The organism is Sphingomonas sp. UNC305MFCol5.2 (assembly GCF_000712135.1).
In the GTDB taxonomy this organism is placed as follows: domain Bacteria; phylum Pseudomonadota; class Alphaproteobacteria; order Sphingomonadales; family Sphingomonadaceae; genus Sphingomonas.
The window spans coordinates 513,885-537,903 of the sequence record NZ_JOOE01000004.1 but is presented as its reverse complement, the minus strand read 5'-3'; the positions used below and the strand labels follow the sequence as shown (position 1 = coordinate 537,903).

At 66.1% G+C, this 24,019-nt stretch carries 25 protein-coding genes; 13 read left to right on the top strand and 12 right to left on the bottom strand.

Annotated elements, in window-relative coordinates; translation table 11 throughout:
• Positions 1-39: 39 nt before the first annotated feature.
• Positions 40-1,488: an FAD-binding oxidoreductase gene (locus tag BR78_RS0118700; RefSeq protein ID WP_025561260.1), complete on the bottom strand. Its 1,449-nt coding sequence runs from the start codon at positions 1,486-1,488 to the stop codon at positions 40-42.
• 73 nt (positions 1,489-1,561) lie between these two features.
• On the opposite strand from BR78_RS0118700, the gene BR78_RS0118695 reads away from it, so the two are divergent.
• The 6 genes from BR78_RS0118695 to BR78_RS0118670 all read left to right on the top strand — a co-directional run bounded on the left by BR78_RS0118695 (position 1,562) and on the right by BR78_RS0118670 (position 6,530).
• A complete protein-coding gene (locus tag BR78_RS0118695) occupies positions 1,562-2,014 on the top strand; it encodes a hypothetical protein (protein WP_029724126.1) in 453 nt (150 codons plus the stop codon).
• Positions 2,015-2,106: 92 nt separating this feature from the next.
• Positions 2,107-3,552: a DEAD/DEAH box helicase gene (locus tag BR78_RS0118690; protein ID WP_029937359.1), complete on the top strand. Its 1,446-nt coding sequence runs from the start codon at positions 2,107-2,109 to the stop codon at positions 3,550-3,552.
• Positions 3,549-3,761, top strand: coding sequence for a DUF1289 domain-containing protein (locus tag BR78_RS0118685; RefSeq protein WP_037567045.1), 213 nt, complete (start codon positions 3,549-3,551; stop codon positions 3,759-3,761). Before BR78_RS0118690 ends, BR78_RS0118685 begins: the two co-directional genes overlap by 4 nt.
• 248 nt (positions 3,762-4,009) lie before the next feature.
• Complete coding sequence (locus BR78_RS0118680; protein WP_081855848.1) at positions 4,010-4,282, top strand: PadR family transcriptional regulator; 273 nt, start codon at positions 4,010-4,012, stop codon at positions 4,280-4,282.
• An 8-nt stretch (positions 4,283-4,290) separates the two neighbouring features.
• Positions 4,291-4,926: a hypothetical protein gene (locus tag BR78_RS0118675; RefSeq protein ID WP_231478319.1), complete on the top strand. Its 636-nt coding sequence runs from the start codon at positions 4,291-4,293 to the stop codon at positions 4,924-4,926.
• A gap of 83 nt (positions 4,927-5,009) precedes the next feature.
• Positions 5,010-6,530 (top strand): serine hydrolase domain-containing protein, encoded by a 1,521-nt coding sequence (locus tag BR78_RS0118670; protein WP_051683412.1) that lies wholly within the window; start codon positions 5,010-5,012, stop codon positions 6,528-6,530.
• 38 nt (positions 6,531-6,568) lie between these two features.
• On the opposite strand, the gene BR78_RS0118665 is transcribed toward BR78_RS0118670, so the two are convergent.
• The 9 genes from BR78_RS0118665 to BR78_RS0118625 all read right to left on the bottom strand — a co-directional run bounded on the left by BR78_RS0118665 (position 6,569) and on the right by BR78_RS0118625 (position 14,696).
• Complete coding sequence (locus BR78_RS0118665; protein ID WP_029937354.1) at positions 6,569-7,192, bottom strand: glutathione S-transferase family protein; 624 nt, start codon at positions 7,190-7,192, stop codon at positions 6,569-6,571.
• Positions 7,193-7,210: 18 nt separating this feature from the next.
• The gene (locus tag BR78_RS0118660) at positions 7,211-8,071 is read right to left on the bottom strand and encodes a dienelactone hydrolase family protein (RefSeq protein ID WP_029937353.1); all 861 of its coding nucleotides are present in this window, start codon (positions 8,069-8,071) and stop codon (positions 7,211-7,213) included.
• An 84-nt stretch (positions 8,072-8,155) separates the two neighbouring features.
• On the bottom strand, positions 8,156-8,836 hold the full coding sequence (locus BR78_RS0118655; protein ID WP_029724134.1) for a DUF1013 domain-containing protein: 681 nt from the start codon (positions 8,834-8,836) through the stop codon (positions 8,156-8,158).
• 112 nt (positions 8,837-8,948) lie between these two features.
• Positions 8,949-9,503 carry a hypothetical protein gene (locus BR78_RS0118650; protein ID WP_029937352.1) on the bottom strand — a complete coding sequence of 185 codons (555 nt, stop codon included), beginning with the start codon at positions 9,501-9,503 and terminating at the stop codon, positions 8,949-8,951.
• Positions 9,504-9,528: 25 nt separating this feature from the next.
• The gene (locus BR78_RS0118645; protein ID WP_029937351.1) at positions 9,529-10,551 is read right to left on the bottom strand and encodes a glycosyltransferase family 4 protein; all 1,023 of its coding nucleotides are present in this window, start codon (positions 10,549-10,551) and stop codon (positions 9,529-9,531) included.
• Between the two features lie 23 nt (positions 10,552-10,574).
• Positions 10,575-11,450 carry a UDP-2,3-diacylglucosamine diphosphatase gene (locus BR78_RS0118640; protein ID WP_029937350.1) on the bottom strand — a complete coding sequence of 292 codons (876 nt, stop codon included), beginning with the start codon at positions 11,448-11,450 and terminating at the stop codon, positions 10,575-10,577.
• 71 nt (positions 11,451-11,521) lie between these two features.
• On the bottom strand, positions 11,522-12,139 hold the full coding sequence (locus BR78_RS0118635; protein ID WP_029937349.1) for a glutathione S-transferase family protein: 618 nt from the start codon (positions 12,137-12,139) through the stop codon (positions 11,522-11,524).
• Between the two features lie 237 nt (positions 12,140-12,376).
• Positions 12,377-14,041, bottom strand: coding sequence for a flotillin family protein (locus BR78_RS0118630; protein ID WP_231478318.1), 1,665 nt, complete (start codon positions 14,039-14,041; stop codon positions 12,377-12,379).
• Between the two features lie 37 nt (positions 14,042-14,078).
• On the bottom strand, positions 14,079-14,696 hold the full coding sequence (locus tag BR78_RS0118625) for a YqiJ family protein (RefSeq protein ID WP_029937347.1): 618 nt from the start codon (positions 14,694-14,696) through the stop codon (positions 14,079-14,081).
• A gap of 184 nt (positions 14,697-14,880) precedes the next feature.
• On the opposite strand from BR78_RS0118625, the gene BR78_RS0118620 reads away from it, so the two are divergent.
• Positions 14,881-15,321, top strand: a complete 441-nt coding sequence (locus BR78_RS0118620) for a hypothetical protein (RefSeq protein WP_029724140.1) — start codon at positions 14,881-14,883, stop codon at positions 15,319-15,321.
• Here the strand turns inward: BR78_RS0118620 and BR78_RS0118615 are convergent.
• Positions 15,318-16,316, bottom strand: coding sequence for an NAD(P)H-quinone oxidoreductase (locus BR78_RS0118615; protein WP_029937346.1), 999 nt, complete (start codon positions 16,314-16,316; stop codon positions 15,318-15,320). The genes BR78_RS0118620 and BR78_RS0118615 overlap by 4 nt on opposite strands.
• Positions 16,317-16,395: 79 nt before the next feature.
• Here BR78_RS0118615 and BR78_RS0118610 point away from each other — a divergent pair, with 79 nt between their 5' ends.
• Together BR78_RS0118610 and clpA are read left to right on the top strand one after the other, a co-directional pair.
• Complete coding sequence (locus BR78_RS0118610; protein WP_029937345.1) at positions 16,396-16,593, top strand: DUF1192 domain-containing protein; 198 nt, start codon at positions 16,396-16,398, stop codon at positions 16,591-16,593.
• A gap of 219 nt (positions 16,594-16,812) precedes the next feature.
• Positions 16,813-19,134, top strand: a complete 2,322-nt coding sequence (gene clpA, locus BR78_RS0118600) for an ATP-dependent Clp protease ATP-binding subunit ClpA (RefSeq protein WP_029937344.1) — start codon at positions 16,813-16,815, stop codon at positions 19,132-19,134.
• 66 nt (positions 19,135-19,200) lie between these two features.
• Here the strand turns inward: clpA and BR78_RS0118595 are convergent, their stop codons facing one another.
• Positions 19,201-19,635: a UrcA family protein gene (locus BR78_RS0118595; RefSeq protein ID WP_029937343.1), complete on the bottom strand. Its 435-nt coding sequence runs from the start codon at positions 19,633-19,635 to the stop codon at positions 19,201-19,203.
• A 360-nt stretch (positions 19,636-19,995) separates the two neighbouring features.
• Between BR78_RS0118595 and BR78_RS0118590 the strand changes: the two genes are divergently transcribed.
• The 4 genes from BR78_RS0118590 to BR78_RS0118575 all read left to right on the top strand — a co-directional run bounded on the left by BR78_RS0118590 (position 19,996) and on the right by BR78_RS0118575 (position 23,925).
• Positions 19,996-21,075, top strand: a complete 1,080-nt coding sequence (locus tag BR78_RS0118590) for a sensor histidine kinase (protein ID WP_029937342.1) — start codon at positions 19,996-19,998, stop codon at positions 21,073-21,075.
• Positions 21,072-21,875, top strand: a complete 804-nt coding sequence (locus tag BR78_RS0118585) for a LytR/AlgR family response regulator transcription factor (RefSeq protein ID WP_029937341.1) — start codon at positions 21,072-21,074, stop codon at positions 21,873-21,875. The genes BR78_RS0118590 and BR78_RS0118585 overlap by 4 nt, the downstream gene beginning before the upstream one ends.
• Before the next feature lie 85 nt (positions 21,876-21,960).
• Entirely contained in the window at positions 21,961-23,091 is a 1,131-nt protein-coding gene (locus BR78_RS21075; protein WP_051683411.1) for a lipase family protein, read from the top strand.
• 84 nt (positions 23,092-23,175) lie between these two features.
• The gene (locus tag BR78_RS0118575; protein WP_029937339.1) at positions 23,176-23,925 is read left to right on the top strand and encodes an isocitrate lyase/PEP mutase family protein; all 750 of its coding nucleotides are present in this window, start codon (positions 23,176-23,178) and stop codon (positions 23,923-23,925) included.
• Positions 23,926-24,019: the final 94 nt, after the last annotated feature.

Below are 24,019 nucleotides of genomic sequence, written 5' to 3'. Positions count from 1 at the left end.
TCTCCTGAAAATGCTGAATCTTGAAATTCGGGCGCAGGTCTATGGTCTCGTGGCTCCGGGCGCAAGCGCCACAAGCTTTCCCGGATTGAGAATATTCCGGGGATCCAGCGCCGTCTTTATCGCGCGCAATACTGTCATCCGCGAAGGTGCGCTCAGCCGCTCCAGCTCGGCGCGTTTCATCTGGCCGATGCCGTGTTCGGCCGAGATCGATCCGCCCGTGGCGACGACCATGTCGTGGACGTGGCGCGAGATTCGCGGCCCCTCCTCCGCGTACCAGATGCCGGGATCGACACCCTCAGGCGCGCGTACGTGGAAATGGACATTGCCGTCGCCGAGATGGCCGTAAGCCACCGCCTCGGTGCCCGGAAAGCGCGTTTCGGCTTCGGCCCCGCCTTCGATCATGAAACGCGGCATGTCGTCGACCGGCACCGAAATGTCGTGCTGCACGGCGGGTCCGCCGGTGCGCTCGGCCTCGGAGATCGAATGGCGGATGCGCCAGAAGCCCTCCGCCTGCGCCTCGCTCGCGGCGATGACCGCCTCGCCGGCGAGCCCCGCCTCCAGCGCGGAAGCGAGCAGACGCTCGAGCAACACCGCGGGCGATTCGGCCGAGGGATCGGTCGCCACCGCCTCGATCAGCACATGCCAGGGATGCGCGGTCTCCAGTGGACGGCGCGTACCGGGAACATGCCGGAGCACGAGCGCCAGGGTCTTTTCGGGCAGGATCTCGAAGCTCTCGACCGCGTCGGTCCGGCTCTCGAGCGCACGCAGCAATTCGAGTGCCCGGGCGGGGCCGTCGAGCCCCACCCACGCCACGGCGCGTGCCGTCACCCCGGGGACCAGCCGCAGCGTCGCCGCAGTGACGATGCCCAGCGTACCCTCCGCGCCGATCAGCAGCTGGTTGAGATCATAGCCGCGATTATCCTTCTTGAGCGCGGCGATGCCGTTGTGGATCGAACCGTCGGGAAGCACCGCCTCGACGCCCGCCACGAGGCTGCGCATCGTCCCGAAGCGCAGCACCTGCGTGCCGCCCGCATTGGTCGAGACCAGCCCGCCGATCGTAGCACTTCCGCGCGCGCCGAGATCGAGCGGAAAGCGGCGCCCCGCTTCCTCCGCCGCCCCGCGCAGATCGGCGAGGATCACGCCGGCTTCGGCTACCGCAAGGTTGCTCGTCGGCGAAAGCGCGCGAATCCGGTTCATCCGGCGCAGCGACAGCAATAGCGCCGATCCGTCCGCGGGCGGCGTCGCCCCGCCGACCATGCCGGTGTTCCCGCCCTGCGGAACCAGCGCCACCCCGGCTTCCGCAGCCAGTCCCACGATCGCGGCGACCTCCTCGGTCGAACTCGGCGAAAGGAGCGCCGGAGCCTCGCCGTGATAGCGGCCGCGCCAGTCGGTCAGCCACGGCGCGATCGCCTCTGCATCGGTGGTCGCGGCCTTGGGACCGAAGCGTTCGAGGACGGTCTCGACAAGCTGGCGTTGTGCTGGTGTCATGGCCGCGTCGGTTAGCACGCCGCGCGGCAGTTCATCCACCGTTCAAAACTTTGTCCTACAAGCGCTGTCAGACATGCTGAACCCGCTGATTGCAACCTCAGGTCTATTGCTGCTGTTCGCTGCCCCGGCATCATCGCCGGAGCCGCTCGGCCGGGATATGGCGGGCCTGCTCCAGCAGCGCATCACCATCCACGTCCCACGCGTCACCATCCAGACGACGACGATCATCATGCGCTCGGCCCGTCCCGCAGCGGTGGTCGAGAAAAAGGCGGGCGATTGCGTCAAGATGGAAAGCCTGGCCGGCTTTTCGGTCAATCGCTTCGACAGCGTCGATCTGGTGCTCAAGGACGGATCGATGCTGCGCGCCAAATTGGGCAATGATTGCCCCGCGCTCGGCTTCTACCAGGGCTTCTACGTCAAGGCGAACAAGGACAAGAAGATGTGCGCGAAGCGCGATTCGATCCGATCGCGATCGGGCCGCCTGTGCGCCGTTCAGTCCTTCGCATCGCTGGTCCCGGCGCGCTGAACCCCTCTCCCGGCTTGACATCGGCAGCCAAATCCGCAAGCGCGTGAAGGCTTTGGCGGCGTGGGTGACCGCGCCCATTTCCGGAAAAATACATGAGCTTTGCCGATCTCGGCCTTTCTGACGAACTTCTGCGCGCAGTGACCGATGCGGGCTATACCGACCCGACTCCGATTCAAAAGCAGGCGATCCCGTCCGTCCTGATGGGCAAGGACCTGATCGGCATCGCGCAGACGGGCACCGGCAAGACCGCCGCTTTCGTGCTGCCGATGATCGACATCCTCGGCGAGGGACGCACGCGCGCACTGATGCCGCGCAGCCTGATCCTCGAGCCGACGCGCGAACTCGCCGCGCAGGTCGCCGAGAATTTCGTCAAATACGGCACCAACCACAAGCTCTCGATGGCGCTGCTGATCGGCGGCGTGCAGATGGGCGACCAGGTCAAGGCGCTTGAAAAAGGCGTCGACGTGCTGATCGCCACGCCGGGCCGGCTGATGGACCTGTTCGGCCGCGGCAAGATCCTGCTCACCGGCTGCAACCTGCTCGTGATCGACGAGGCCGATCGGATGCTCGACATGGGGTTCATCCCCGATATCGAGGAAATCTGCACCAAGCTGCCCAAGCAGCGCCAGACGCTTCTGTTCTCCGCGACGATGCCGCCGGTGATCAAGAAGCTGGCCGACAAGTTCCTGACCGATCCCAAGCGCGTCGAAGTCGCCCGCCCGGCCACGGCGAACGTCAACATCAAGCAATGGGTGGTTCCGGTCGCCGCTTCGGACAAGCGCAGCGTGCTGCGCGACCTGCTCCGCGCCGAGGACGTCACCACTGCGATCATCTTCTGCAATCGCAAGACCACGGTCCGCGACCTCAACAAGAGCCTGCAGAAGAGCGGTTTCCGCTCGACCGAAATCCATGGCGACATGGAGCAATCGCAGCGCATCGCCGAGCTCGACCGGTTCAAGGCCGGCACCGTCAACATCCTCGTCGCTTCCGACGTCGCCGCCCGCGGGCTCGACATCAAGGGCGTCAGCCACGTCTATAATTTCGACGCGCCCTGGCATCCCGACGATTATGTCCATCGCATCGGCCGCACCGGCCGCGCGGGCGCGACCGGCGTCGCCTATACCCTGGTGACGTCCGAGGACGCCGAGAACATCGCCGAGATCGAGAAGCTCACCGGCATGAAGATCGAGCGCCTCAAGCCGGCGAACGGCGAAACGGCGCGCGAGGAAGCTCCCGAAAAGCGCGAGACTGCGCCGCGCCGCGGCCGTGGCCGCAAGGCGGAAGCCGAGCCTCGCAAGGCCGAGGCGACGCCCGAAGTCGAAGCTGCGCCCGAGCCTGCGCCCCGTCCCGCGCGCGAAGCTGAACCCCGGCAGCGCGACGCAGCGCCGCGCCGCGAACGCGGTGGTCGTGGCCGGGGACGCGACGAGGAACGCCCGGGCCAGGAACCGCGACGCCAGGCGCAGTCCTCGCAGGACGGCCCGGACGAGGGCTGGAACGGCCCGGTCCCCGACTTCCTGAAGTACACGCTCGGCGCGTGAACGCGCCGGCCAGCACCGGATCGTCGCCGGTCCGGTCGCCCTGCACCAATATCTGCCGGATCCACGCCGCCACTGGCTGGTGCATCGGCTGCGGCCGGACGCTCGACGAGATCGCCCGCTGGGGCGCGACCAGCGACACCGATCGAGATACGGTGATGGCCGAGCTGCCGACGCGGCTGGCGAAGCTGAGTCGCGGCGGCGATTTGTAGGATTTCCGGCGCTTAACTTCGCACTTTTCCCGCGAATTTACTCATAAAATTGCGCAAACGAGCAACGATGTTGCGCGCCATGAGCAAGGGATGGACGGCGTCAAAGAGCGGGCACGGCATGGACCGGCCGGCGCTCAGCGAAGCAGGCCAAATCCTACATTGCAAGCCGCCGGCGCGATGGCCCTTGACGATTAACTCTACATATGTTGCATTCAAGCATGGCTCGAAAGCGACAACCCTCGAAGCAGATGTGCCTCCTCCTGGATGCGCTGTCCGCGCAACGCCAGCAATGGCGGCATGGATATGACCTGATGAAGGAGACGGGCCTCTCGTCCGGCACGCTATACCCGCTGCTGATGCGCATGACCGAACAGGCGCTGGTCGAAGCCGAATGGCGCGAGCCTTCGCAGCCTGGCCGGCCCGCGCGTCACGCATACCGATTGACCGCTGCCGGTTTCGCGCTTGCGCTGGAGACGTCCGGCGGTCGCGGCACTTTCCCTTCCGGGGGAGCGCTCGCATGAGGCCGGCGGTGGCACACGCCGTTATGGCGCTGGCGGTCTGCTGCCTCGGCGAGAGCCGCCGGGAATGGTCGCTTGCCATGCAAATCGAGTTCGAGACGGCGGTGGCGGAAGGAAAAGCGCTGCCGTTCGCGATCGGCTGCCTGGCGGCGGCCGGGCGGGAGATGCTGACACGGGAGGAAGGCCGCTTCGTCCTGACGAGCTACGCCCTGGCGCTCTGCCTGATGATCCCGATGGCCGCGCTTCAAATCGGATGCGCGGTACTCGGCCTTCCTTATCTTTACGCGGGACAGGGAGGGCTCCGCGGCGCGCTGCTGGAGGGGGGCACGCAGGAGGCCCTGCTGCGCGGCGTCTACCAGGCCGCCGTGCCTTCGCTCTCGCTGCTCCTGCTCTTGCTCGGGCTTGGACATCTTCGCATCGCCTGGGCGATGCTGGAGCGTGACTGGTCGCGTGTCAGGCGTGCGGGAATGCTCACGCTGGCCGCCGCCGCGACGCTCATCATCTTCATGGGCACGCTCTTCCTCGACAGCAGGCAGGCGATACTACAGGCGGCGGTGCTGGCGATCGAGCTGGCTACTCTGTCGGTCGTGACGCGATGGCACGCACAGCTCTTTCGTGCGGCCGTGGCGGAAGATTCCGGTTCCTGAATCCGATCTTCCGCCCGCATCCCCCTCACCCAATCAGACTCACGATCCCGAACCCTTGACCTGAGAAACAGGAGAGACGCCGCATGCCCAGCCTTCGTCCACGCGCGATCGCGCTGTTTCTCGGTGCAGCCGGCGCGGCGCTGATCGCCTGCGGCGATGCCGTTGCGCAGCCTGGCGAACAGCGCTGCCCGGTTCCGGCCGCGGCAGCCGGCGGGCCGAGCAACGCGCATAGCCGGTTTGTCGAGGCGAACCTCAATCCGCCGGCAATCCGGCCGGGCGCCAGGCCCCACAGCCTTGCCGAGCGGATGCGCGCTTATGATGTGCCCGGGATCAGCGTCGCGGTCTTTCGCGGCGGCAAGCTGGCCTGGGCGCGGGGCTGGGGCGTGCGCGATACTTCCACCTGCGCGCCTGTCACGTCGGACACTGCGTTCCAGGCGGCATCGATCAGCAAGCTCGCCACGGCAGTCATCGCGCTGCGGCTGGCGGAGCAGGGAAAGCTGGGGCTCGACCAGGACATCAACCGGTTCCTGCGTTCGTGGCAGCTGCCCCGCGATCCGAAGCTCGCACCCGACGGTGTGACGCTCCGCCAGCTGTTGAGCCACACTGCCGGATTGGGGATCCACGGCTTCCCGGGGTATCAGCCCGGCGCCGCTCTGCCGACGCCCGCCCAAATCCTCGATGGCCAGCCGCCGGCCAATACCGGTGCGGTGCGCAGCACCCAGCCTGCGGGCGGACAATGGACCTATTCCGGCGGCGGTTACGTGCTGACGCAGCTCGCGCTGTCAGACGTGAGCGGGATTCCCTTCGACGCGCTGGCGCAGCGCGAACTGCTCGGGCCGCTCAAGATGACGCGCAGCGCCTATGCGCAGCCGCCGTCTGCGGCGATCCTTGCCGACATCGCCTCCGCGCATGCCGGAGGCGTCCCGATCCCCGGCAAATATCATGTCTATCCCGAGCTCGGCCCCGCCGGACTGTGGACGAACGCGGCCGATCTCGCGCGATTGCTGATCGACGTGCAGGCCGCCGCCGCGGGTCAGGAAGGGCACCGTCTGTCCCCGGCCATGGCGCGTGCGATGCTGACACCGATCAAGGGCAATTGGGGCCTGGGGCCGGCACTCTATTCGAACGGCGCCCGGCGCTTCGGTCATGACGGGCTGAACGAGGGCTTCCAATCTTCGATGATCGCCTATGTCGGCAAGGGCGACGGCATCGTGGTTCTCGCCAATAGCGGCCAGGCCAGAAGGCTGATCGACGAAGTCGTCCGCGCGATCGCGACCGATTATGGCTGGACCGATATTGCCGCGCCCGCCGTCGAGGAGAAGGCGTTGACGCATGCCCAGCTCATCGAAGTTGCGGGCACCTACGCCGGGGGCGGGCTCTCGGTCGTTCTCAAGGCGCGACCCGAGGGGCTTTTCGCCGACACCGGCGGCCCGCAACCCGAACGGCTGATCCCACTTTCGACTACGCGCTTTTTTTCCGAGATAATGGGAATCGTCGCGGAATTCGCACCCGACTATTCGAGCTTCGATATCGTCGAGGGCGGCCCGCCGATCAAACTCGTCCGTACCAAATCGGAGGGCTCGCAGCCTGAAAGACGTCGCTGATACAGTGTTGGGCAGAGTATATGTTTGGCGGCGGTCGGTCAGGCCTGTGCCTTCTCCACCAGCGCATCGTCCTTCGCGGCGGCGCGCTGGAACGCCTCCCGGCTGCGCAGCCGCTCGAAATAGTCCGTGAACGCGGCGTGCTTCGGCAGCGTGCCGAACAAGGTCCCCCAGCCGACCGCCGAGCCGACATAGACATCCGCCGCGGTGAAGCGGTCGCCCGCGATGTAAGGATGCGCCGAAACCGCCTTTTCGAGCACGGCGACCGTGGTGGCATAATTGCCGTAACCGAACATCCGCGTCTGTTCGGGCGAGGGATCGAATTTGGCGTGATTGTTGGTCACTGCCTGCTCGACCGGTCCCGCGGCGAAGAACAGCCAGCGATAATAATCGGCGCGCTCCTCGGGCCGCGGCGCGAGCCCCGCTTCGGGGAAAGCCTCGGCCAGATAGGCGCAGATCGCCGCGCCTTCGGTCACCACCTTGCCGTGATGGACGATCGCGGGGACCTTCCCCATCGGATTGATCGCGAGATATTCCGCGCTCTTCATCCGGCTGGCATAATCGACGACCTCGGTGCGATAGTCCGCGCCGGCCTCCTCGAGCATCCAGCGGGCAATGCGCCCGCGCGACTGGGGGTTGGTGTAGAAAACCAGATCGTCCGACATGCCTGTCCTCCCCGTCGATTATGCGAGCGCCTTGCCGAACAAGGCCAGCATCCGCTCCCAGGCGCGATCGGCCTGTACCTGATCGTAGACCTTGCTGTCCGGTGGGCACCAGCCGTGCTGCGTACCCTGATAGACGTGGATTTCGGCGGGCAGCTTCGCCGCGGCGAAGGCGGCGCGCAGTTTGTCCTTGTCGCCCGGCGCGCGCGCATCGTCGTTGGCGGCGATGGCAATCAGGTAGCTCGCCTTCATCTGCGGGATGCGCGCGAGCATGTCGTCGGCGGCGAGCCCACCGCCATGGAAGGTCGCCCCCGCACGCACGCGTGCCGGAGACCCGGCCGCGGTGAGCATCACCATCGGCCCGCCCATGCAATAGCCCGTGCTGCCGATGCCGCGTTTGGTGTTCACTTCGCGCTGCTTGTCGATCCACGCGACGAATGCCCTGGCATCACGCGAAGTGGCTTCGGGAGTGAGCAGCTTGCGCCATGGCCCTACCTTCTCGCCGAGCGCCTGATCGAAACCCTGGCCCGGCGTGACGAACGGCGCTTTGGTCGATCGGTAGAACTGGTTGACGGTGAGCACGGCATAGCCCGACTGGGCGAGCCGGTCGGCCATCTGCCGGAAGGCCGGGCGCAGGCCGAAAATGTCGGGCCAGACCAGTACGGCCGGATGCTTGCCGGCGGCGGGCGCGACGAAATAGGCGTCGGCGGTGCCGTCGGGTGTCTTGATCGTGACGTCGCGTCCCTTGATCGCGAGCGCATTGGCGGGGACCGGGAGCAGCAGGCCGATGCCGGCGACCGCGGCCGCTGCCCCGAAGCCGCGGCGAGTCATCGCATCGGCGAGAAAGCGTTCGCTGTCGGCGGCGGTGAATTCGTCACACATGCGGCATCCTCCCTTGCACGGCTCTTCGAGTCGCGCAGGGAGGCTACACGCGTGACCGCCCCGCGTCATGCGGGGCGCGCGGAATTACTGGCGGAACAGGGTCTCGGCGGTGTGCTCGACCGGACCGGCTTCCTCGCCCGCTTCGCCGGCTTCGGCTGCGTGCGCGGCGGCGGTGCGCTCGGCGCGGAGCTGCTCGATCAGCGCCTCGCGATCGCCTTCCAGCCGGGTGTCGGTCGGCGCCTCGATACCGGCGGCCTTGGCGGCCTTGGCGACGAGCGCGTCGAGCTCGCGCTGCGACGTGAGGCCGAGCGTGACGGGGTCCTTCGGCGTGATGTTGGCGATGTTCCAGTGGCTGCGGTCGCGGATCGCGGCGATCGTCGTGCGCGTGGTGCCGATCAATTTGCCGATCGCGCCGTCGGAGATTTCTGGATGGTGGCGCAGGATCCAGGCGATGCCGTCGGGCTTGTCCTGGCGCTTGGAGACCGGGGTGTAGCGCGGGCCCTTGGTGCGGCGGACCTGCTCGGGGCCCTTCAGCATCTTGAGGGTGTAATCGGGATCGGCCTGGCCCTTCTCGATCTCTTCCATCGTCAGCTCGTGCGCGCGGACGGGATCGCGGCCGGTCAGCTTGGTCGCTGCGGTATCGTCGGCGATCGCCTGGATCTCGAGGATGTGGAGCCCGCAAAACTCGGCGATCTGCTCGAACGAGAGCGAAGTATTGTCGACCAGCCAGGAAGCGGTCGCGTGCGGCATCAGCGGCTGGGCCACTTTTCGTCTCCAGAAATAGAAAGGGCCGCCCATCACGGGCGGCCACGTCACCTTGACGACTTACTGCGATGCGCGGCGAAGAGCAAGGCAAGAGGCACTCCAGCCGCCGACCCTAATGCGCGCCGGGCTCGTCGATCGTCACCTTGGGCGTGTTGACGTTGATCCGCAGCGCCGAATCGACCTTCGGGCTCTTGCAGAGGCTCACGACGCCGTCCGAAACGACCTCCTCGTGCGTCTTGCGCTGCCTGAGCACCACTCTGGCCCCCAGCGCGCACATCGACGCGTCGCCCGCCTTGTAGGCCCAGCGGGCGAGTTTCGGGGGGAGCTTCTGGTTCCGGAAGAGATTCGGGCCCCAAACCGGCGCATCGCTGGGATCGGGCGAGCCGATATCGAGATACAGCCCGACCGCGTCGTAATCCGACGTCTGGTTGATGATGAACAGGCAACCGGTCTCGAAGCAACGCTTGCCCTGCGATTTCTGGCCCCGGAACTGGAGCATCATGCCCATCGCGGCGAGTTCGGTCGATCGCCGGGCGAAGGGCAGATTGTTGGCGTCGGAAGCCGATCCGTCGAGGCCGACCGTGTCCTGCGCGGCCGCCGGCACGGCGATGCAGGCCAAAGCGGGGAGCAATGCCCCGATCATGAGCTTGTCGGTGAAGTCGCGCATGCCCGTCCCTGTTCCGAAGCCCAGATTATGCCGCCGCCTGGTGGCCGTCCATGGGATAGAGCGCATTCAGGAACTGGCGTGCGCTCGCTTCCCAGGTGAAGCTTCGGCCATAAGCGGCGCAGGCGGCGCGATCGCGCGTGAGTGCGGCTTCGATCGCCTTGGTCAGATCCGCATCCATTGCCCCGGTTTCGGGTGTCAGCACATCGACCGGGCCGGTGACTGGATAAGCGGCGACCGGAACGCCGCACGCCAGCGCTTCGATCATCACCAGTCCGAACGTGTCGGTCTTGCTGGGGAAGACGAACACGTCGGCGGCGGCATAGGCCGAGGCGAGTTCCTCGCCGAACATCGGGCCGAGGAATTTCGCCTCGGGAAAGCGCGCCTTGAGCGCCGTCCGCGCCGGTCCGTCGCCGACGACGACCTTGGTGCCGGAATGCGTAGTGCGCAGGAACGCCTCGAGATTCTTCTCGACCGCGACTCGGCCGACATAAAGCTGCACCGGCCCTTCGAGCCCGGCCATCGCCGGATGGGGCACGAGGCCGGGACGGAAAGCGGCAAGGTCTACGCCCCTGCCCCAATGCTTCACCTGGGTGATGCCGTGCCCGATCAGCGATTCGCGGATCGACGGCGTCGAGGCGAGGATCGCCTGGCTCGGCGCGTGGAACCAGCGGATATAGCGCCAGATCCACTCGGCGGGGACGCCCGAGCGCGCCGAGACATAGTCGGGAAACTGGGTGTGATATGCCGTGGTGAACGGCATGTCGTGCCGGAGGCACCAGCGCCGCGCGGCGACGCAAAGCGGCCCCTCGGTCGCCAGATGGATCGCATTGGGGCGGAATTTCTCGAGCATCGCGCCGACGCTGCCGGTGCTGGCGAGCGCGAGGCGGATCTCGGGATAGGTGGGGCATGGCAACGAATAGAAACGGTCGGGCGAGATCACTTCGACCTGATGGCCCTGCGCCTCCAGAACGCGGCGGACCGACTGGAGCGTGCGGACGACGCCGTTGACCTGGGGCTCCCAGGCATCGGTCACGATTGCGATGCGCACTTCGTCGGCCTCCGCCGCCTTCGTCACGCCGCCTCTAGTCTGGCCTCGGACTCCGGCGCATCGCGCGCCGCCATCTCATCGGCCCAATGGAGAATTTCCATGGTACCGTCGTAATGCTCGACGAGCGCGGTGCAACCCTCCACCCAATCGCCGTCATTGTAATATTCCACGCCCTGGATCGTGCGCATCTCCGCTTTGTGGATATGGCCGGCGATCACGCCCTGAATCCCGCGATGCGCCGCCTCGTGCGCGACCACTTCCTCGAACTGGGAGATGAAGGAAACCGCGTTCTTGACCTTCTGCTTGGCGTATTTGCTGAGCGACCAGTACGGCAGGTTGAACAGGCGGCGGACGCTGTTCAGCCAGCGGTTGAGCGCCATCATCGCCTCGTAGGCGGCATCGCCCAGATGCGCGAGCCAGCGGTGCGACATGGTGATCGCGTCGAACTCATCGCCGTGGAGCACGAGCAGGCGGCGGCCGTCGGCGGTCTCGTGGATCGCCTGGCGGAGGATCTCGACCCCGCCGAAATTGAGGCCGGAAAACTGCCGGAACATCTCGTCGTGATTGCCGGGGATATAGACGATCCGGGTGCCGCGCTTGGCACGCTTGAGCACGCGCCAGACGATGTCGTTGTGCGACGCGGGCCAGTAGAGCCGCTTCTTCATCGCCCAGCCGTCGATCATGTCGCCGACGAGATACATGGTCTCGCTGTCGACATGATCGAGGAAATCGATGAGCATTTCGGCGTTACAGCCGCGCGTGCCGAGATGGACGTCGGAAATCCACACCGTGCGATATTGCCGGCGCCCGGCGACGACCCGTTCGGGGATCGTCGGCTCGGTCGCATGGAAATCGCCGAAATTCGCTGTGTCGAACGGAAGCCTGGTGATCGTCGCCATGATCATTCCCCCGCGGGAGCCTTGTCCTGCGAGCGCCTATGCCCGGCGAATGTTACAAACGGAATCGCGGCTCAGGCAGTGATCGGAATATGTGCGGGATGGCTCGCAACCCGCGCCAGCCACGCACGAACATTCGGGTAGGGCTGCAGGCTGAAGCCGCCTTCCTCGGCGACATGGGTATAGGCATAGAGCACGATGTCGGCGAGCGTGATCCGATCGAGCACGAGGAAATCGCTCCGCCCGAGATGCTCGTCCATCAAAGCGAGCGCGGCCTCGCCCGCGGCGATCTTGCCGGGCAATTGCGCACGCTGGAGATCGGTCAGCTTCTCCTCGCCCACCAGGGTCCGCCAGAAGCGCACCGTCGCGACATTGGGCTCGTGGTTATATTGCTCCCAGAACAGCCAGCGCAGCATATCGGCGCGCGCGAAGCGATCGGCGGGGACCAGATCGCTGCCATCGGCGATGTAGAAAGCGGCGGCATTGCTCTCGGGCAGGAAATCCTCGCCGACCTGGAGCACCGGGATGCGGCCATTGGCGTTGACCTCATCGAGGAATTGCGCGGTGCGCGTCTCGCCTTTCAGGATATCATATTGCCGCCGTTCGAGCGGCAGCCCGACATGCGCCGCGGTGAGGCGGATCTTGTAGCAATTTCCCGACAGCGCGTATTCGTGCAGCACGAACGGACCCATGCAGATGCTCCCTGTGAGTTGATGCTGCGCCTTTCCTCACCCGACGACCACGCGTCAAACAAATAGCCGCGGCCCGACGACAAGGTGTGCTTATCGGAAAAATCCTCCCCCGCCAGGGGGAGGTGGCGCCGAAGGCGACGGAGGGGGAGGTACGCGACACACTAGCCGGCGGGATTCCTCCCCCTCCGTCAGGCTACGCCTGACACCTCCCCCTGGCGGGGGTGGATTGAAGCGACGCTATTCCGCTGCCTTTACCGGCGGTTCCGGCATCGCCGGCGGCGCGATATCGGCAGCGGCGCTGGCTACGAGCGTGTCGAGCGAGCTGCCGTCGAAGCCGAGTTCCTTCATCAGCCCGTCGATCACCGGCGCCTGCGCGCGATAGCGCAAGGCCGCCGAGACCGCCGAATTGGCAAGATTGCGCTCGCCATCCCCGTCGTTTGCCGCGCCGATCGACGCAGCGCCGCGGCCGGTGAGCCCGTCGACCTGGACGATCTTGATCGAATCGATCGCCTCGAGCGGCTTCGACGCCTCACGGATGATCTCGGGCAGCACCTTGAGCAGCGCCACCTTGGCCTGGAGCGAGACCTGGTCCGACGAGAGGATGTTCGCCGCCTCGTTCACCGCGCGCTGGCCCGCCGCCTCGACTTCGAAGCGGACGCGATCGGCTTCCGAGCGCAGCTTGGCGGCTTCGGCCTCGCCCTCGGCGGCGAGACGCGCAGCCTCGGCGCGGTCGGCGGCGGCCGCCTTCTCGGCCTCGGCCTGAACCTTGATGCCGATCGCGGCGCGCTCGGCCTCGCGGGCAGCGTCGATCAGCTCGATGCGCTTCTGGCGCTCGGCGACTTCGGCCTCGCGCGCGGTGCCGACGCGTTCCTCGGCGACCACTGCCTCGGCACGGGCCTCGTCGGCCTTGGCCTTGGCCTGGCTTTCCTCACGGCTCTTGTTCTGGACCGCGATCTGCTGTTCCTGCCGGGCGAGTTCGAGTGCCTGCATCTGGGCGATCTTCGCCTCCTGCACCGCGCGATCGGCCTCGATCTGCTGGGCGTCGACCAGCTTCTTGGACTCGATCTTCGCCTGGTCGGCCTCCTGCTGGCGCAGCGACTGCTCGCGCGCGACTTCGGCGCCCTGCGCCGCGCGGCGCATCTCGACTTCGCGTTCCTGCTCCAGCCGGGCGAACTCGGTGTCGCGGCCGATCAGGAACGAAGCGCGCTGCGCCTCCAGATTCTTGGTCTCGATCTGGACGCGCGTGTCCTGCTCGATGTCGTTGCGCGCCTTTTTCCGGAGCTCGATCTGCTCGGTGAGCTTGGTCAGACCCTCGGCATCGAACGCGTTGTTGGCGTTGAAATGCTCGATCGAGGTCTGATCGAGGCCGGTCAGCGAGACCGATTCCAGCTCGAGCCCGTTCATCGCCAGGTCGACCGACGAGACCTGCTGCACCTTCTGGACGAACTCGGCGCGCTGCTCGTGGAGCTGCGCCATCGTCATCCCCGCCGCGACGGAACGCAAAGCGTCGACGAACTTGCCCTCGACCAGCTCCTTCAGCGCATCGGGATGCATCGTGCGCATGCCGAGCGTCTGGGCGGCGGTGGCGATCGCCTGCGCATCGGGCTTCACCCGGACATAGAATTCGGCCTTCACGTCGATGCGCAGCCGATCGAGCGTGATCAGTGCGTCGCCGGCCTTGCGCTCGACCGCGAGGCGCACGGTGTTCATGTTCACCGGCATCGTCTCGTGGAACACCGGCAGCACCAATGCGCCGCCGTTGATCACCACCTTCTCGCCGCCGAAGCCGGTGCGGACGAAGCCGATCTCCTTCGAGGCGCGCTTGTAGAGCCGCGCGAGGACCAGTCCGAGGATCAGCAGCGCGGCAAGGCCGACGCCTGCATAGATGAAATAGGGAAGCATCGAAGTTGCTCCTTGGGGCACGAGATCGTTCATCGGTTCAGCTCTCTAGGCTCGGCAGGCGGAAATCGCCGCGGGAGATGGCACGGAACAGCTCGCCTTCGCGGCGGACGAGCAATACGCGCTCGCCTTCCTCGAAGACCTGTCCGCTCTGATCGGGCTCGACCATGACGTAATGCGCCTGGCCGTGATGGTCCTGGGCACGGGCGCGGGCAGGTGAGCCCAAGGTGGCGCGGCCGGTGATCACCTGCGCGGTGGTGCCGATCAGCACTTCGAGCGGCACGGCGGTGGTGTGATCTTGCGGCAGGATCCGGGCGAGGCCGCGCGCGGCAAGCCCGGTCAGCGGCAGCGACGCGACGGCGACCGCGGGGACCGCGATCCAGGCGTCGAGCGGCGCGCCGGTCCAGTCGGCCACCGCCTGTTGGAGGATCAGGCCCGCGATGCCGAAAATCGCGAGGAAGACGACGAGGAGCATCAGCAATGGCAGCCGCCCGACGCCGAGCCAGCTCAGCAGATCGGCATCGACGTGGACGTCCGCGTGCAGGTCGCCGTCCGCGAAATGGCCGAGGCCGATCAACTGCACTACGCCGATCAACAGCATCAAGAGAATCGCCGTGACGAACGCGACGTTCTCCGATGCAGCAAGAAACGAAAGCACTTCCCCACCCCCCGATTCGGAAGCAATTCTAGGACCGCGCGCGCATCCACTCTAGAGAAATCGGACGGCTCCCTGTGGCTTCGCGTGGTGCCGGCACGGTGAATCCCGCGGCAACTTAACAAAAACTTGCCATAGGCCCGGCGGGGCGATGCGGCGCGCTATAAGACTCTGCAGGAGCCCCACGATGACCCTGCAAGACCTCTACGAAGAACACCGCGAGCTTTTCAGGATCGGCGAGAAGCTGATCGAGATCGCGGCATCCGATCCCCCGCGGATGCCCGAGCTGGTGGCGGCGCGTCGCGAGATGGCGCAAGCGGTCGCGCGGCATCTCGGCAACGAGGCACGGCTCGCGCTGATGCCGCTGGGCGCGAGCACCGATCCCTATGACCGTGCGCTCGCCCGACGCTACACCAGCGACCTGCTGTCGATGCGGCAATCCGGCATCGCGCATATGGGCCAATGGACGATGGAGGCGATCACTGCGGATCCGCGCGAATATCGTCTCGCGGTGCGCGCCCAGTTACGCATGATGGCGGCGCGACGCGCATGGGAAGAAGCCGAATTCCTGCCGGCGGCGGAACGCCTCGTCTCAGGGCAGCGGCTGCCGCTGCGCAAGGCGGGCTAACCGATCGCCAGGACGATCTTGCCGATATGCTCGCCCGATTCCATCCGGCGATGCGCCTCCGCAGCCTGCGCCAGCGGAAAGGTCGAATCGATCACGGGCTTGAGCCGTCCCTGCTCGACATGAGGCCATACGGTGCGGATCAGCTCGTCGGCGACGAGGCTCTTGAATGCCGTGTCGCGCGGGCGCAGCGTCGATCCGGTGAGCACCAGCCGCTTGCGCATCACTTCCCAGATCGGAATCTTCGCCTCGGCGCCGCGCTGAACGGCGATCGACACGTGCCGCCCCTCCTCCGCGAGGCATTGGAGGTTGCGTGGCAGATAATCGCCGCCGATCATGTCGAGCACCACGTCAACGCCGCGGCCGCCGGTGATGTCCTTCACTCGCTCGACGAAATCCTCGGTCTTGTAGTTGATCGCGTCGGCCGCCCCCAGCTTGCGCGCGGCTTCGCATTTGGCGTCCGAGCCGGCGGTGACCAGCACCGTCAGGTGGAACAGCCGCGCCAGCGCGATCGTCATCGTGCCGATGCCGCTGGTGCCGCCATGGACGAGGATCCAGTCGCCATCGGCGGCATAAGCGCGCTCGAAGACGTTGGTCCACACCGTGAACAGCGTCTCGGGCATCGCCGCCGCCTCGACCATCGACAGCGCCGCCGGAACGGACAGGCACTGGCCGAGCGGCGCCACGACATATTCGGCATAGGCGCCGCCGGTGACCAGCGCGCATACCGGCTGGCCGATCATCTCGGGCGGTACATCGCCGCCGACCGCGACGATCTTGCCGGCGGCTTCCATGCCGAGAATCGACGGCGCGCCGGCCGGCGGAGGATATAGCCCCATGCGCTGCATGACTTCCGGCCGGTTGATGCCCGCGGCAGCGACCTTGATCAAAACCTCGCCTTCGCCGGGCACCGGCACGGGCCGGCGGACGGGGATGAGGACCTCGGGACCTCCGGGCGCTTCGGGATCGATGGCCAGCATCGTTTCGGGCACGGTCATCGGTTCGTTGCTTCTCGCCCTCGGTAGAAACCGGACATCTTATTGACATCGCCTCTGTCAGGGTCAACGTTCGCCGTCGATGGAAGCCGACGAAAACCTTCCGCGTCGCAAGGACGACCTCGCTGTCCAGTTGGGAAAGCAGGATCTCGATCCCTTCTCGGTCGACGAGCTGGGCGAGCGGATCGCATTGCTCGAAGCCGAGATCGCGCGCTGCAAAAGCAAGATTCAACGCGCCGTTAACCACCGCGCAAGCGCAGACGCTCTATTCAAGAGATGAGCGTGGCGGGCACCGGGTTTGGGATGATCCACCGGTGCCAGGTCGGCGATGCCCCCAGCATCGCCTGCGATATGCCGGGGGCATATCGCGCCTGGAACCGGGGGATCATCGCCAATCCCTCCGGTGCCGGGCCGCTGCGCTTGATGCGGGGCCTGCCGATACCGACATTGTCGGAAACGGGCCCTCGTATTCTTTCGGGCCCACTGGAGTTGTATCCGAATGCCTAGTTTCGCCTCCGCCCTCGAATCGACCCTGCACAAGGCACTGGAGGCCGCGTCCTCCCGTCGCCACGAATATGCGACGCTCGAGCATCTCCTGCTGGCACTCGTCGACGACGAGCATGCCTCGAAGGTGATGAGCGCGTGCGGTGTCGAGCTGGGCGATCTCAAGAACACCGTCGCGCATTATCTCGACACCGAGCTCGAGGCGCTGAAGGTCGAGCAATCGACCGATCCCTCGCCGACCAGCGGCTTCCAGCGCGTCGTCCAGCGCGCGATCCTCCACGTCCAGTCCTCGGGCCGCGACGAAGTGACCGGCGCGAACGTGCTCGTCGCCCTGTTCAGCGAGCGCGAGAGCTATGCCGTCTATTTCCTCCAGCAGCAGGACATGAGCCGGCTCGATGCCGTGAGCTTCATCAGCCACGGCGTCGGCAAGGGCTCGACGCCGGGCGAAGCCTCGACTCCCAAGGGCGCCGAAGAGGAAAAGGCGGCCAAGTCCGAAACCAAGTCCGGGAAGGGCGAGAGCGCGCTCAAGCAGTTCACCGTCGACCTCAACGAAAAGGCCAAGGCCGGCAAGGTCGATCCGCTGATCGGGCGTTCGGCCGAAGTCGACCGCACGGTGCAGATCCTGTGCCGCCGCTCGAAGAACAACCCGCTTTACGTGGGCGATCCCGGCGTCGGAAAGACCGCGATCGCCGAGGGGCTGGCCCGGAAGATCGTCGAGGGCCAGGTGCCCGACGTGCTCAAGGAAGCGGTGATCTATTCGCTCGACATGGGCGCCCTGCTCGCCGGCACGCGCTATCGCGGCGATTTCGAGGAGCGGCTCAAGCAGGTCGTCAACGAGCTCGAGAAGCTGCCCCACGCGGTGCTGTTCATCGACGAGATCCACACCGTGATCGGTGCGGGCGCGACCAGCGGCGGCGCGATGGACGCATCGAACCTGCTCAAGCCGGCTTTGTCGGGCGGCACGATCCGCTGCATCGGATCGACCACCTACAAGGAATTCCGCAACCATTTCGAGAAGGACCGGGCTTTGCTCCGGCGCTTCCAGAAGATCGACGTCAACGAGCCTTCGGTCGAAGACACGATCAAGATCATCGCCGGGCTGCGGAGCGCCTTCGAGGGCCACCACCACGTCAAATACACGCCCGACGCGATCAAGTCGGCAGTGGAGCTCAGCGCGCGCTACATCAACGACCGCAAGCTGCCCGACAAGGCGATCGACGTGATCGACGAAGTCGGGGCGATGCAGATGCTGGTGGCGCCGAGCAAGCGCAAGAAGGTGATCACGCCCAAGGAGATCGAGCAGGTCATCGCGACGATGGCGCGTATCCCGGCCAAGTCGGTCTCGTCCGACGACACCCGCGTGCTCGCCAATCTCGACACCGATCTCAAGCGCGTCGTGTTCGGGCAGGACAAGGCGATCGAAGTGCTCGCCTCGGCGATCAAGCTCAGCCGCGCGGGCCTGCGCGATCCCGACAAGCCGATCGGCAATTACCTGTTCTCGGGGCCCACCGGCGTCGGCAAGACCGAGGTCGCGCGCCAGCTCGCCGAGATCCTCGGCATTCCGCTGCAGCGCTTCGACATGTCCGAATATATGGAACGCCACAGCGTCTCCCGCCTGATCGGCGCCCCTCCGGGCTATGTCGGCTATGATCAGGGCGGCCTGCTCACCGACGCGGTCGACCAGCAGCCGCATTCGGTGCTGCTGCTAGACGAGATCGAGAAGGCGCATCCGGACCTGTTCAACATCCTGTTGCAGGTGATGGACAACGGCAAGCTCACCGATCACCACGGCAAGACGGTCGATTTCAGGAACACCATCCTGATCATGACCACCAACGCCGGTGCGTCGGACATGGCAAAGGAATCGATCGGCTTCGGCGACAGCAGCCGCGAGGACGTGCAGGAAGAGGCCGTGAAGAAGCTCTTCACGCCCGAGTTCCGCAACCGCCTCGATGCGATCGTGCCGTTCGACTATCTGCCGACGGAGGTCGTCGCGCGGGTGGTGGACAAGTTCATCCTCCAGCTCGAATTGCAGCTGGCGGATCGCGGCGTGCACATCCAGCTCGACGACGAGTCCAAGACCTGGCTGACGGCGCGCGGCTACGACAAGCTCTATGGCGCGCGGCCGATGGGCCGCCTGATCCAGGAGAAGGTCAAGCAGCCGCTCGCCGAGGAGCTGCTGTTCGGCAAGCTCGTCCATGGCGGCGAGGTCAATGTGAAGCTCAAGGACGGCGCACTCGTCTTCGAGACGATCCCCGCCGCGCCCAAGCCCAAGAAGGGCGGCGGCAAGAAGGCGGAGAAAGTCGCGGCGAAATAAGCCGCGAGGGTTCGGAAAGAGAAGAACGGGTCGGGACGCGAGTTCCGACCCGTTTTCTTTGGCCCGTCAGTAACGATAGACCAAAGGTGGCGCGGCGTTATGGACGATCACCACCGTGACGCCGCTCGCGGGCAGTGGCGGGGGCGGGGCCGGATAATATGCGGGCTGCGGCGCATCGCAGTCACGCCAGCGGCATTGCTCCAGTTGCGCCATGCGCTCCTCGGCCATGCGGCGCATCCACATGTCGCGATCGACGGCCCAGGCGACCTGATCCTCGGTGCTCGCCCAGGCCTCGTCGCGGCAGTCGCGGTCTCTTCCGCAGATCCGGTTCACGGCGCGACCGATCCGGCGCTCGAGTTCGTCCATCCCCGCCGGAGTCGACAGGTCGAGCGCGGAGGCATCGACTCGAATCGATCGCCATTCGCGGTCCCGCCAATCGCGCGCCTCGGCAGCAGGACCGAGGAGCGCGCAGATGGCGGAAAGGCAGAGCAGGATTCGCATGGCTTGATCCCCGGGCGTTGCTGGATCATAACGGTGTCACAACGCTTCAAGAGCCCCCCGGGTCGCACCGGACCGAAACGCCCTTTTGTCCCATTCCTGGACATAACCGCGTCGCAGGGGCTGGCGCGTTTCCATAGAGCACAATTTGTTGCGCTGGCGCAGGAGCGTGAGCGGGATGCGCAAAAGGCAGCCGGCGTCGGCTGCCGAGAAGGATGGGAGAGCGCGCCGTGCCGCGGCTCCGTCCCACGCAGCGCAACGCGCCTCTTTGCCGTCGCTTGTCCTGAGTGTTAGAGCAGCCGCGTGGCTACGACAGAGCAATCCACGCAGCGGCTGACGCCGCGATCGACTGCCCAGCCCGGCATGTTCGCGCGCCCCTTTTTCGAGGACAGAAGCCGCGCCTTCTGGATGCTGCAGGCCGCCGGATGGAGCGGCTATTTGCTGCTTCGCATGGTATCCTCGATTTCGAACGGCCTGTCGGTCGAGGGGCTCATCAAGAATATCATCGAGGCGATCGTCGGCTATTGCCTGACGCTGCTGCTCTCGACGCTCTATGGCTATTATCGTCGCCTGCCACGGATCACCGGGATCCTGCTGACTCTCGCCACTCTGGGCGTCGCGACACTGGTCTATGCCGTGCTCGAGGCCTTCACCTTTTCGTTCACCGCTGCCGAGCCGGGCGTCACGCTCAGCCGCGTGTTCGGCTATCTCTTCCTCAACTTCACCGTGCTCGCCGGCTGGTCGGCGCTCTATTTCGGGATCAATTTCTATCTGATCGTCGAGCAGCAGATCGATCAGATGCAATTGCTCGAGAATCAGGCCTCGTCGGCACAGCTGGCGATGCTGCGCTACCAGCTCAATCCGCACTTCCTGTTCAACACGCTCAATTCGATCTCTACGCTGGTGCTGCTCAAGCAGACCGAGCGCGCGAACGTGATGCTCAGCCGCCTGTCCTCGTTCCTGCGCTACACGCTGGCCAACGAGCCGACCGCGCACGTCACGCTCAGCCAGGAAGTCGAGACGCTCAAGCTCTATCTCGAGATCGAGAAGATGCGATTCGACGAGCGGCTGCGCACCCATTTCGACATCGATCCGCGCTGCGCCAATGCGCGGCTGCCGTCGCTGCTGCTCCAGCCTTTGGTCGAGAATGCGATCAAATACGCCGTCACGCCCCAGGAGGAGGGCGCCGATATCACCGTCACGGCTCGACTCACCGGAGAACGAGTGCAGATCGCCGTATCCGACACCGGCCCAGGATTGATCGAAAGCAAGCCTCGGCCGACTCTCTCAACCGGCGTGGGGCTCGCCAATATCCGGGAGCGGTTGGCGCAGGCCTTCGGCTCTGACCATCGTTTCGAGACGAAAACGAAACTCGGGGAAGGTTTCAGCGTTGAGATCGAGATACCGTTCCAGCTTGAGGAACCGAACCGAGAGGCCGCATGACCATCCGTACCATCCTCGTTGACGACGAACCCTTGGCGATCCAGGGGCTCGAGCTCCGGTTGCAGGAGCATGAGGATGTCGAAATCATCGACAAATGCTCCAACGGCCGCGAGGCCATCCGCGCGATAAAGACCCACAAACCCGATCTGGTCTTCCTCGACATCCAGATGCCCGGCTTCGACGGCTTCTCCGTCGTCCAGGGGCTGATGGAAGTCGAACCGCCGCTCTTCGTGTTCGTCACTGCCTATTCCGACCACGCCATCCGCGCCTTCGAGGCGCAGGCGATGGATTATCTGATGAAACCGGTGGAGCCTTCGCGGCTCGCCGACACGCTCGATCGCGTCCGCCAGCGGATGACCGAGAAGCGCGGCGTCGAGGAAGTCGAGAAACTCAAGGAAGTGCTCGCCGAAGTGGCCCCCGAGACGGCCGACGAGATGGCGACGTCCGACAACACCGAGATGGCGTCGAACCGCTTCGAGAAGCTCATCAACATCAAGGATCGCGGCCAGATCTTCCGTGTCGATGTCGACACCATCGAGCGGATCGACGCCGCCGGCGATTACATGTGCATCTATACCGGCGACAACACGCTGATCCTGCGCGAGACGATGAAGGATCTCGAGAAACGCCTCGACCCGCGGCGCTTCCAGCGCGTCCACCGCTCGACGATCGTCAATCTCGACCTCGTCCGACAGGTCAAGCCGCACACCAATGGCGAATGCTTCCTCGTGCTCGATTCGGGCGCGTCGGTGAAGGTCAGCCGCTCCTATCGTGACGTGGTCGCACGCTTCGTGCACTGATGCGGATAGCCGCCTTGGCTCCGTCACGGGCTGAACGGTAGGACACGGCAAGGGGGCCGCGTCCGCCGTTGCAGGAGGGTGCGCGATGAGGGCTGTCCGGACGATCGCTGCGGTGCTGTCTCTGATGTTGTCGCATGGGCAGGCGCTTGCCCAAGCGGCGGGTACGTTGAGTACGGCCGAGCCGGTCGCCGCCGCGCCGCCCGGGATGCAGGCCTGGCGGGTCCGCTACTGGACCACGAGCGATCGCGGGGCACCGATCGAAGTCACCGGAATGGTCGTCGCACCGCGCAATGCGCGGCCGGCCACGCCGAGGCCGGTACTGGCCTGGGCGCATGGCACTTCGGGCGTGGTCGAGCGCTGCGCACCGTCGTTGCACAAGGAATTCTTCGCCTGGACGCCGGGGCTGAACGAAGCGATCCGCCGCGGCTATATCGTCGTCGCGCCGGACTATCCCGGGCTCGGCACCTCCATGCCCCACCCCTATCTCGGCGGGGCCGCCACTGCCCATTCGGTGCTCGACGCGGTACGATCGGCCCGCGCCATCCCCGGCGCCGGCGCGGGCGCCCGCTTTGCCGTTTGGGGCGAATCGCAAGGCGGTCATGCCGCGCTGTGGACCGGCCAGCTCGCCCGCGCTTACGCGCCCGAACTCCAGCTCGCAGGAGTTGCCGCCGCGGCGCCGCCGACCGATCTGGTCGAGAATCTGCGGGCCGGCGGCAACCCGACCGTCCGGGCCTTCCTGACCGCTTTCGTCGCCTATAGCTGGTCGCGCCATTTCGATGCGCCGCTTTCGACGCTCGGCAACCGCACGACCCAGGGGGTGATCACGCGCCTCGCGCGCAATAATTGCCTCCAGCCCGGCGCGAAGCTCAGGCTCGGCACCATGTTGGGGGCGCTCTCGCTGCGCAGCGCACTGAAAAATGTCGACCTCGGCCGCATCCAGCCCTGGGCGAGACTAGCGCGCGAGAACAGCCCCGCGGCAAGGCCCTATGGCGTGCCGCTGCTGATCGCCCAGAATCCGAAGGACGTGATCGTCGGGCCCGAAGTCACCCGGAGCTTCGCGCGCCGGATGTGCACCAACGGCGCGCGGCTGCGCTATCTCACGATCGTGGGCAAGGGCCATGAGACCAGCGCCGCCGACTCGGCAGGCACCACGCTCGACTGGATCGACGCGCGATTCGCCCGGACTCCGGCGCCGAGCGACTGCGGCAGGATCTGACGAACGATCGGTTTCGCTCGCGAAGGGACTAGCCTCTTTCGATTCCCGGGCTTAGAACAAGCCGGGAACACCGGGAGATATTCTGTGACGAAGTTCGAATCATTCGCGGCACTGCACGTCCCCGGCAAGCCGCTTGTCCTGTTCAACGTGTGGGATGCCGGGTCGGCCAAGGTAGCGGAACGCGCCGGGGCAAGTGCGATCGCAACGGGCAGCGCCTCGGTCGCCACCGCGCACGGCGTGAACGACGCGGAGGGCCTGCCGATCGCACTGGCGCTCGCCAATGCCGAGCGCATCGTGGCGGCGGTGGAATTGCCGGTGACGATCGATTTCGAAGGCGGCTACGCCACCGACGAGGAGAGCCTGTCCGCCAACCTCGCCGCCCTCGCCGCCACCGGCGCCGTGGGCTGCAATTTCGAGGACCAGGTGATCGGCGGCGAAGGCATGCATGGCGTCGCGGTGCAGGCCGGGCGGATCGCCGCCGCGCGCCGTGGCGCCGGGACGGACTTCTTCATCAACGCCCGGACCGACATCTTCCTGCAGGCCAAGCCCGACACGCACGACGTGGCGAAGGCCGATGCCGCAATCGAACGCGCGCATGCCTATGCCGAGGCGGGCGCCAGCGGCTTCTTCGTGCCCGGGCTCGCGGACCTCGACCTGCTGGCGAAGGTCTGCGCCGCCTCGCCGCTGCCGGTGAACTTCATGGCGTTCCCCGGTGCCCCCTCGGCCAAGGCCGTCGCCGAAGCCGGTGTCGCCCGGATCAGCCACGGGCCCTTCCCGCATATGCTGGCGCTCAAGGCCTTCGAGGATGCCGCCCGCGCTGCCCTGGCGGAGTAGCACCGAAGCCGCGGCCATGAATTCAATTCATGGCTCCGCCGAGATTTGATCCTTTGCGCCACTCTGCTCCCCCGTTGCATCAAGCGGAAGAAGG

Coding starts and splice junctions, on each gene's coding strand:
- BR78_RS0118700 (WP_025561260.1), bottom strand. CDS start 1,488: ATGACACCAGCACAACGCCAGCTTGTCGAGACCGTCCTCGAACGCTTC.
- BR78_RS0118695 (WP_029724126.1), top strand. CDS start 1,562: ATGCTGAACCCGCTGATTGCAACCTCAGGTCTATTGCTGCTGTTCGCT.
- BR78_RS0118690 (WP_029937359.1), top strand. CDS start 2,107: ATGAGCTTTGCCGATCTCGGCCTTTCTGACGAACTTCTGCGCGCAGTG.
- BR78_RS0118680 (WP_081855848.1), top strand. CDS start 4,010: ATGTGCCTCCTCCTGGATGCGCTGTCCGCGCAACGCCAGCAATGGCGG.
- BR78_RS0118670 (WP_051683412.1), top strand. CDS start 5,010: ATGCCCAGCCTTCGTCCACGCGCGATCGCGCTGTTTCTCGGTGCAGCC.
- BR78_RS0118665 (WP_029937354.1), bottom strand. CDS start 7,192: ATGTCGGACGATCTGGTTTTCTACACCAACCCCCAGTCGCGCGGGCGC.
- BR78_RS0118660 (WP_029937353.1), bottom strand. CDS start 8,071: ATGTGTGACGAATTCACCGCCGCCGACAGCGAACGCTTTCTCGCCGAT.
- BR78_RS0118650 (WP_029937352.1), bottom strand. CDS start 9,503: ATGCGCGACTTCACCGACAAGCTCATGATCGGGGCATTGCTCCCCGCT.
- BR78_RS0118640 (WP_029937350.1), bottom strand. CDS start 11,450: ATGGCGACGATCACCAGGCTTCCGTTCGACACAGCGAATTTCGGCGAT.
- BR78_RS0118635 (WP_029937349.1), bottom strand. CDS start 12,139: ATGGGTCCGTTCGTGCTGCACGAATACGCGCTGTCGGGAAATTGCTAC.
- BR78_RS0118630 (WP_231478318.1), bottom strand. CDS start 14,041: ATGCTTCCCTATTTCATCTATGCAGGCGTCGGCCTTGCCGCGCTGCTG.
- BR78_RS0118620 (WP_029724140.1), top strand. CDS start 14,881: ATGACCCTGCAAGACCTCTACGAAGAACACCGCGAGCTTTTCAGGATC.
- BR78_RS0118615 (WP_029937346.1), bottom strand. CDS start 16,316: ATGACCGTGCCCGAAACGATGCTGGCCATCGATCCCGAAGCGCCCGGA.
- BR78_RS0118610 (WP_029937345.1), top strand. CDS start 16,396: ATGGAAGCCGACGAAAACCTTCCGCGTCGCAAGGACGACCTCGCTGTC.
- clpA (WP_029937344.1), top strand. CDS start 16,813: ATGCCTAGTTTCGCCTCCGCCCTCGAATCGACCCTGCACAAGGCACTG.
- BR78_RS0118595 (WP_029937343.1), bottom strand. CDS start 19,635: ATGCGAATCCTGCTCTGCCTTTCCGCCATCTGCGCGCTCCTCGGTCCT.
- BR78_RS0118590 (WP_029937342.1), top strand. CDS start 19,996: ATGTTCGCGCGCCCCTTTTTCGAGGACAGAAGCCGCGCCTTCTGGATG.
- BR78_RS0118585 (WP_029937341.1), top strand. CDS start 21,072: ATGACCATCCGTACCATCCTCGTTGACGACGAACCCTTGGCGATCCAG.
- BR78_RS21075 (WP_051683411.1), top strand. CDS start 21,961: ATGAGGGCTGTCCGGACGATCGCTGCGGTGCTGTCTCTGATGTTGTCG.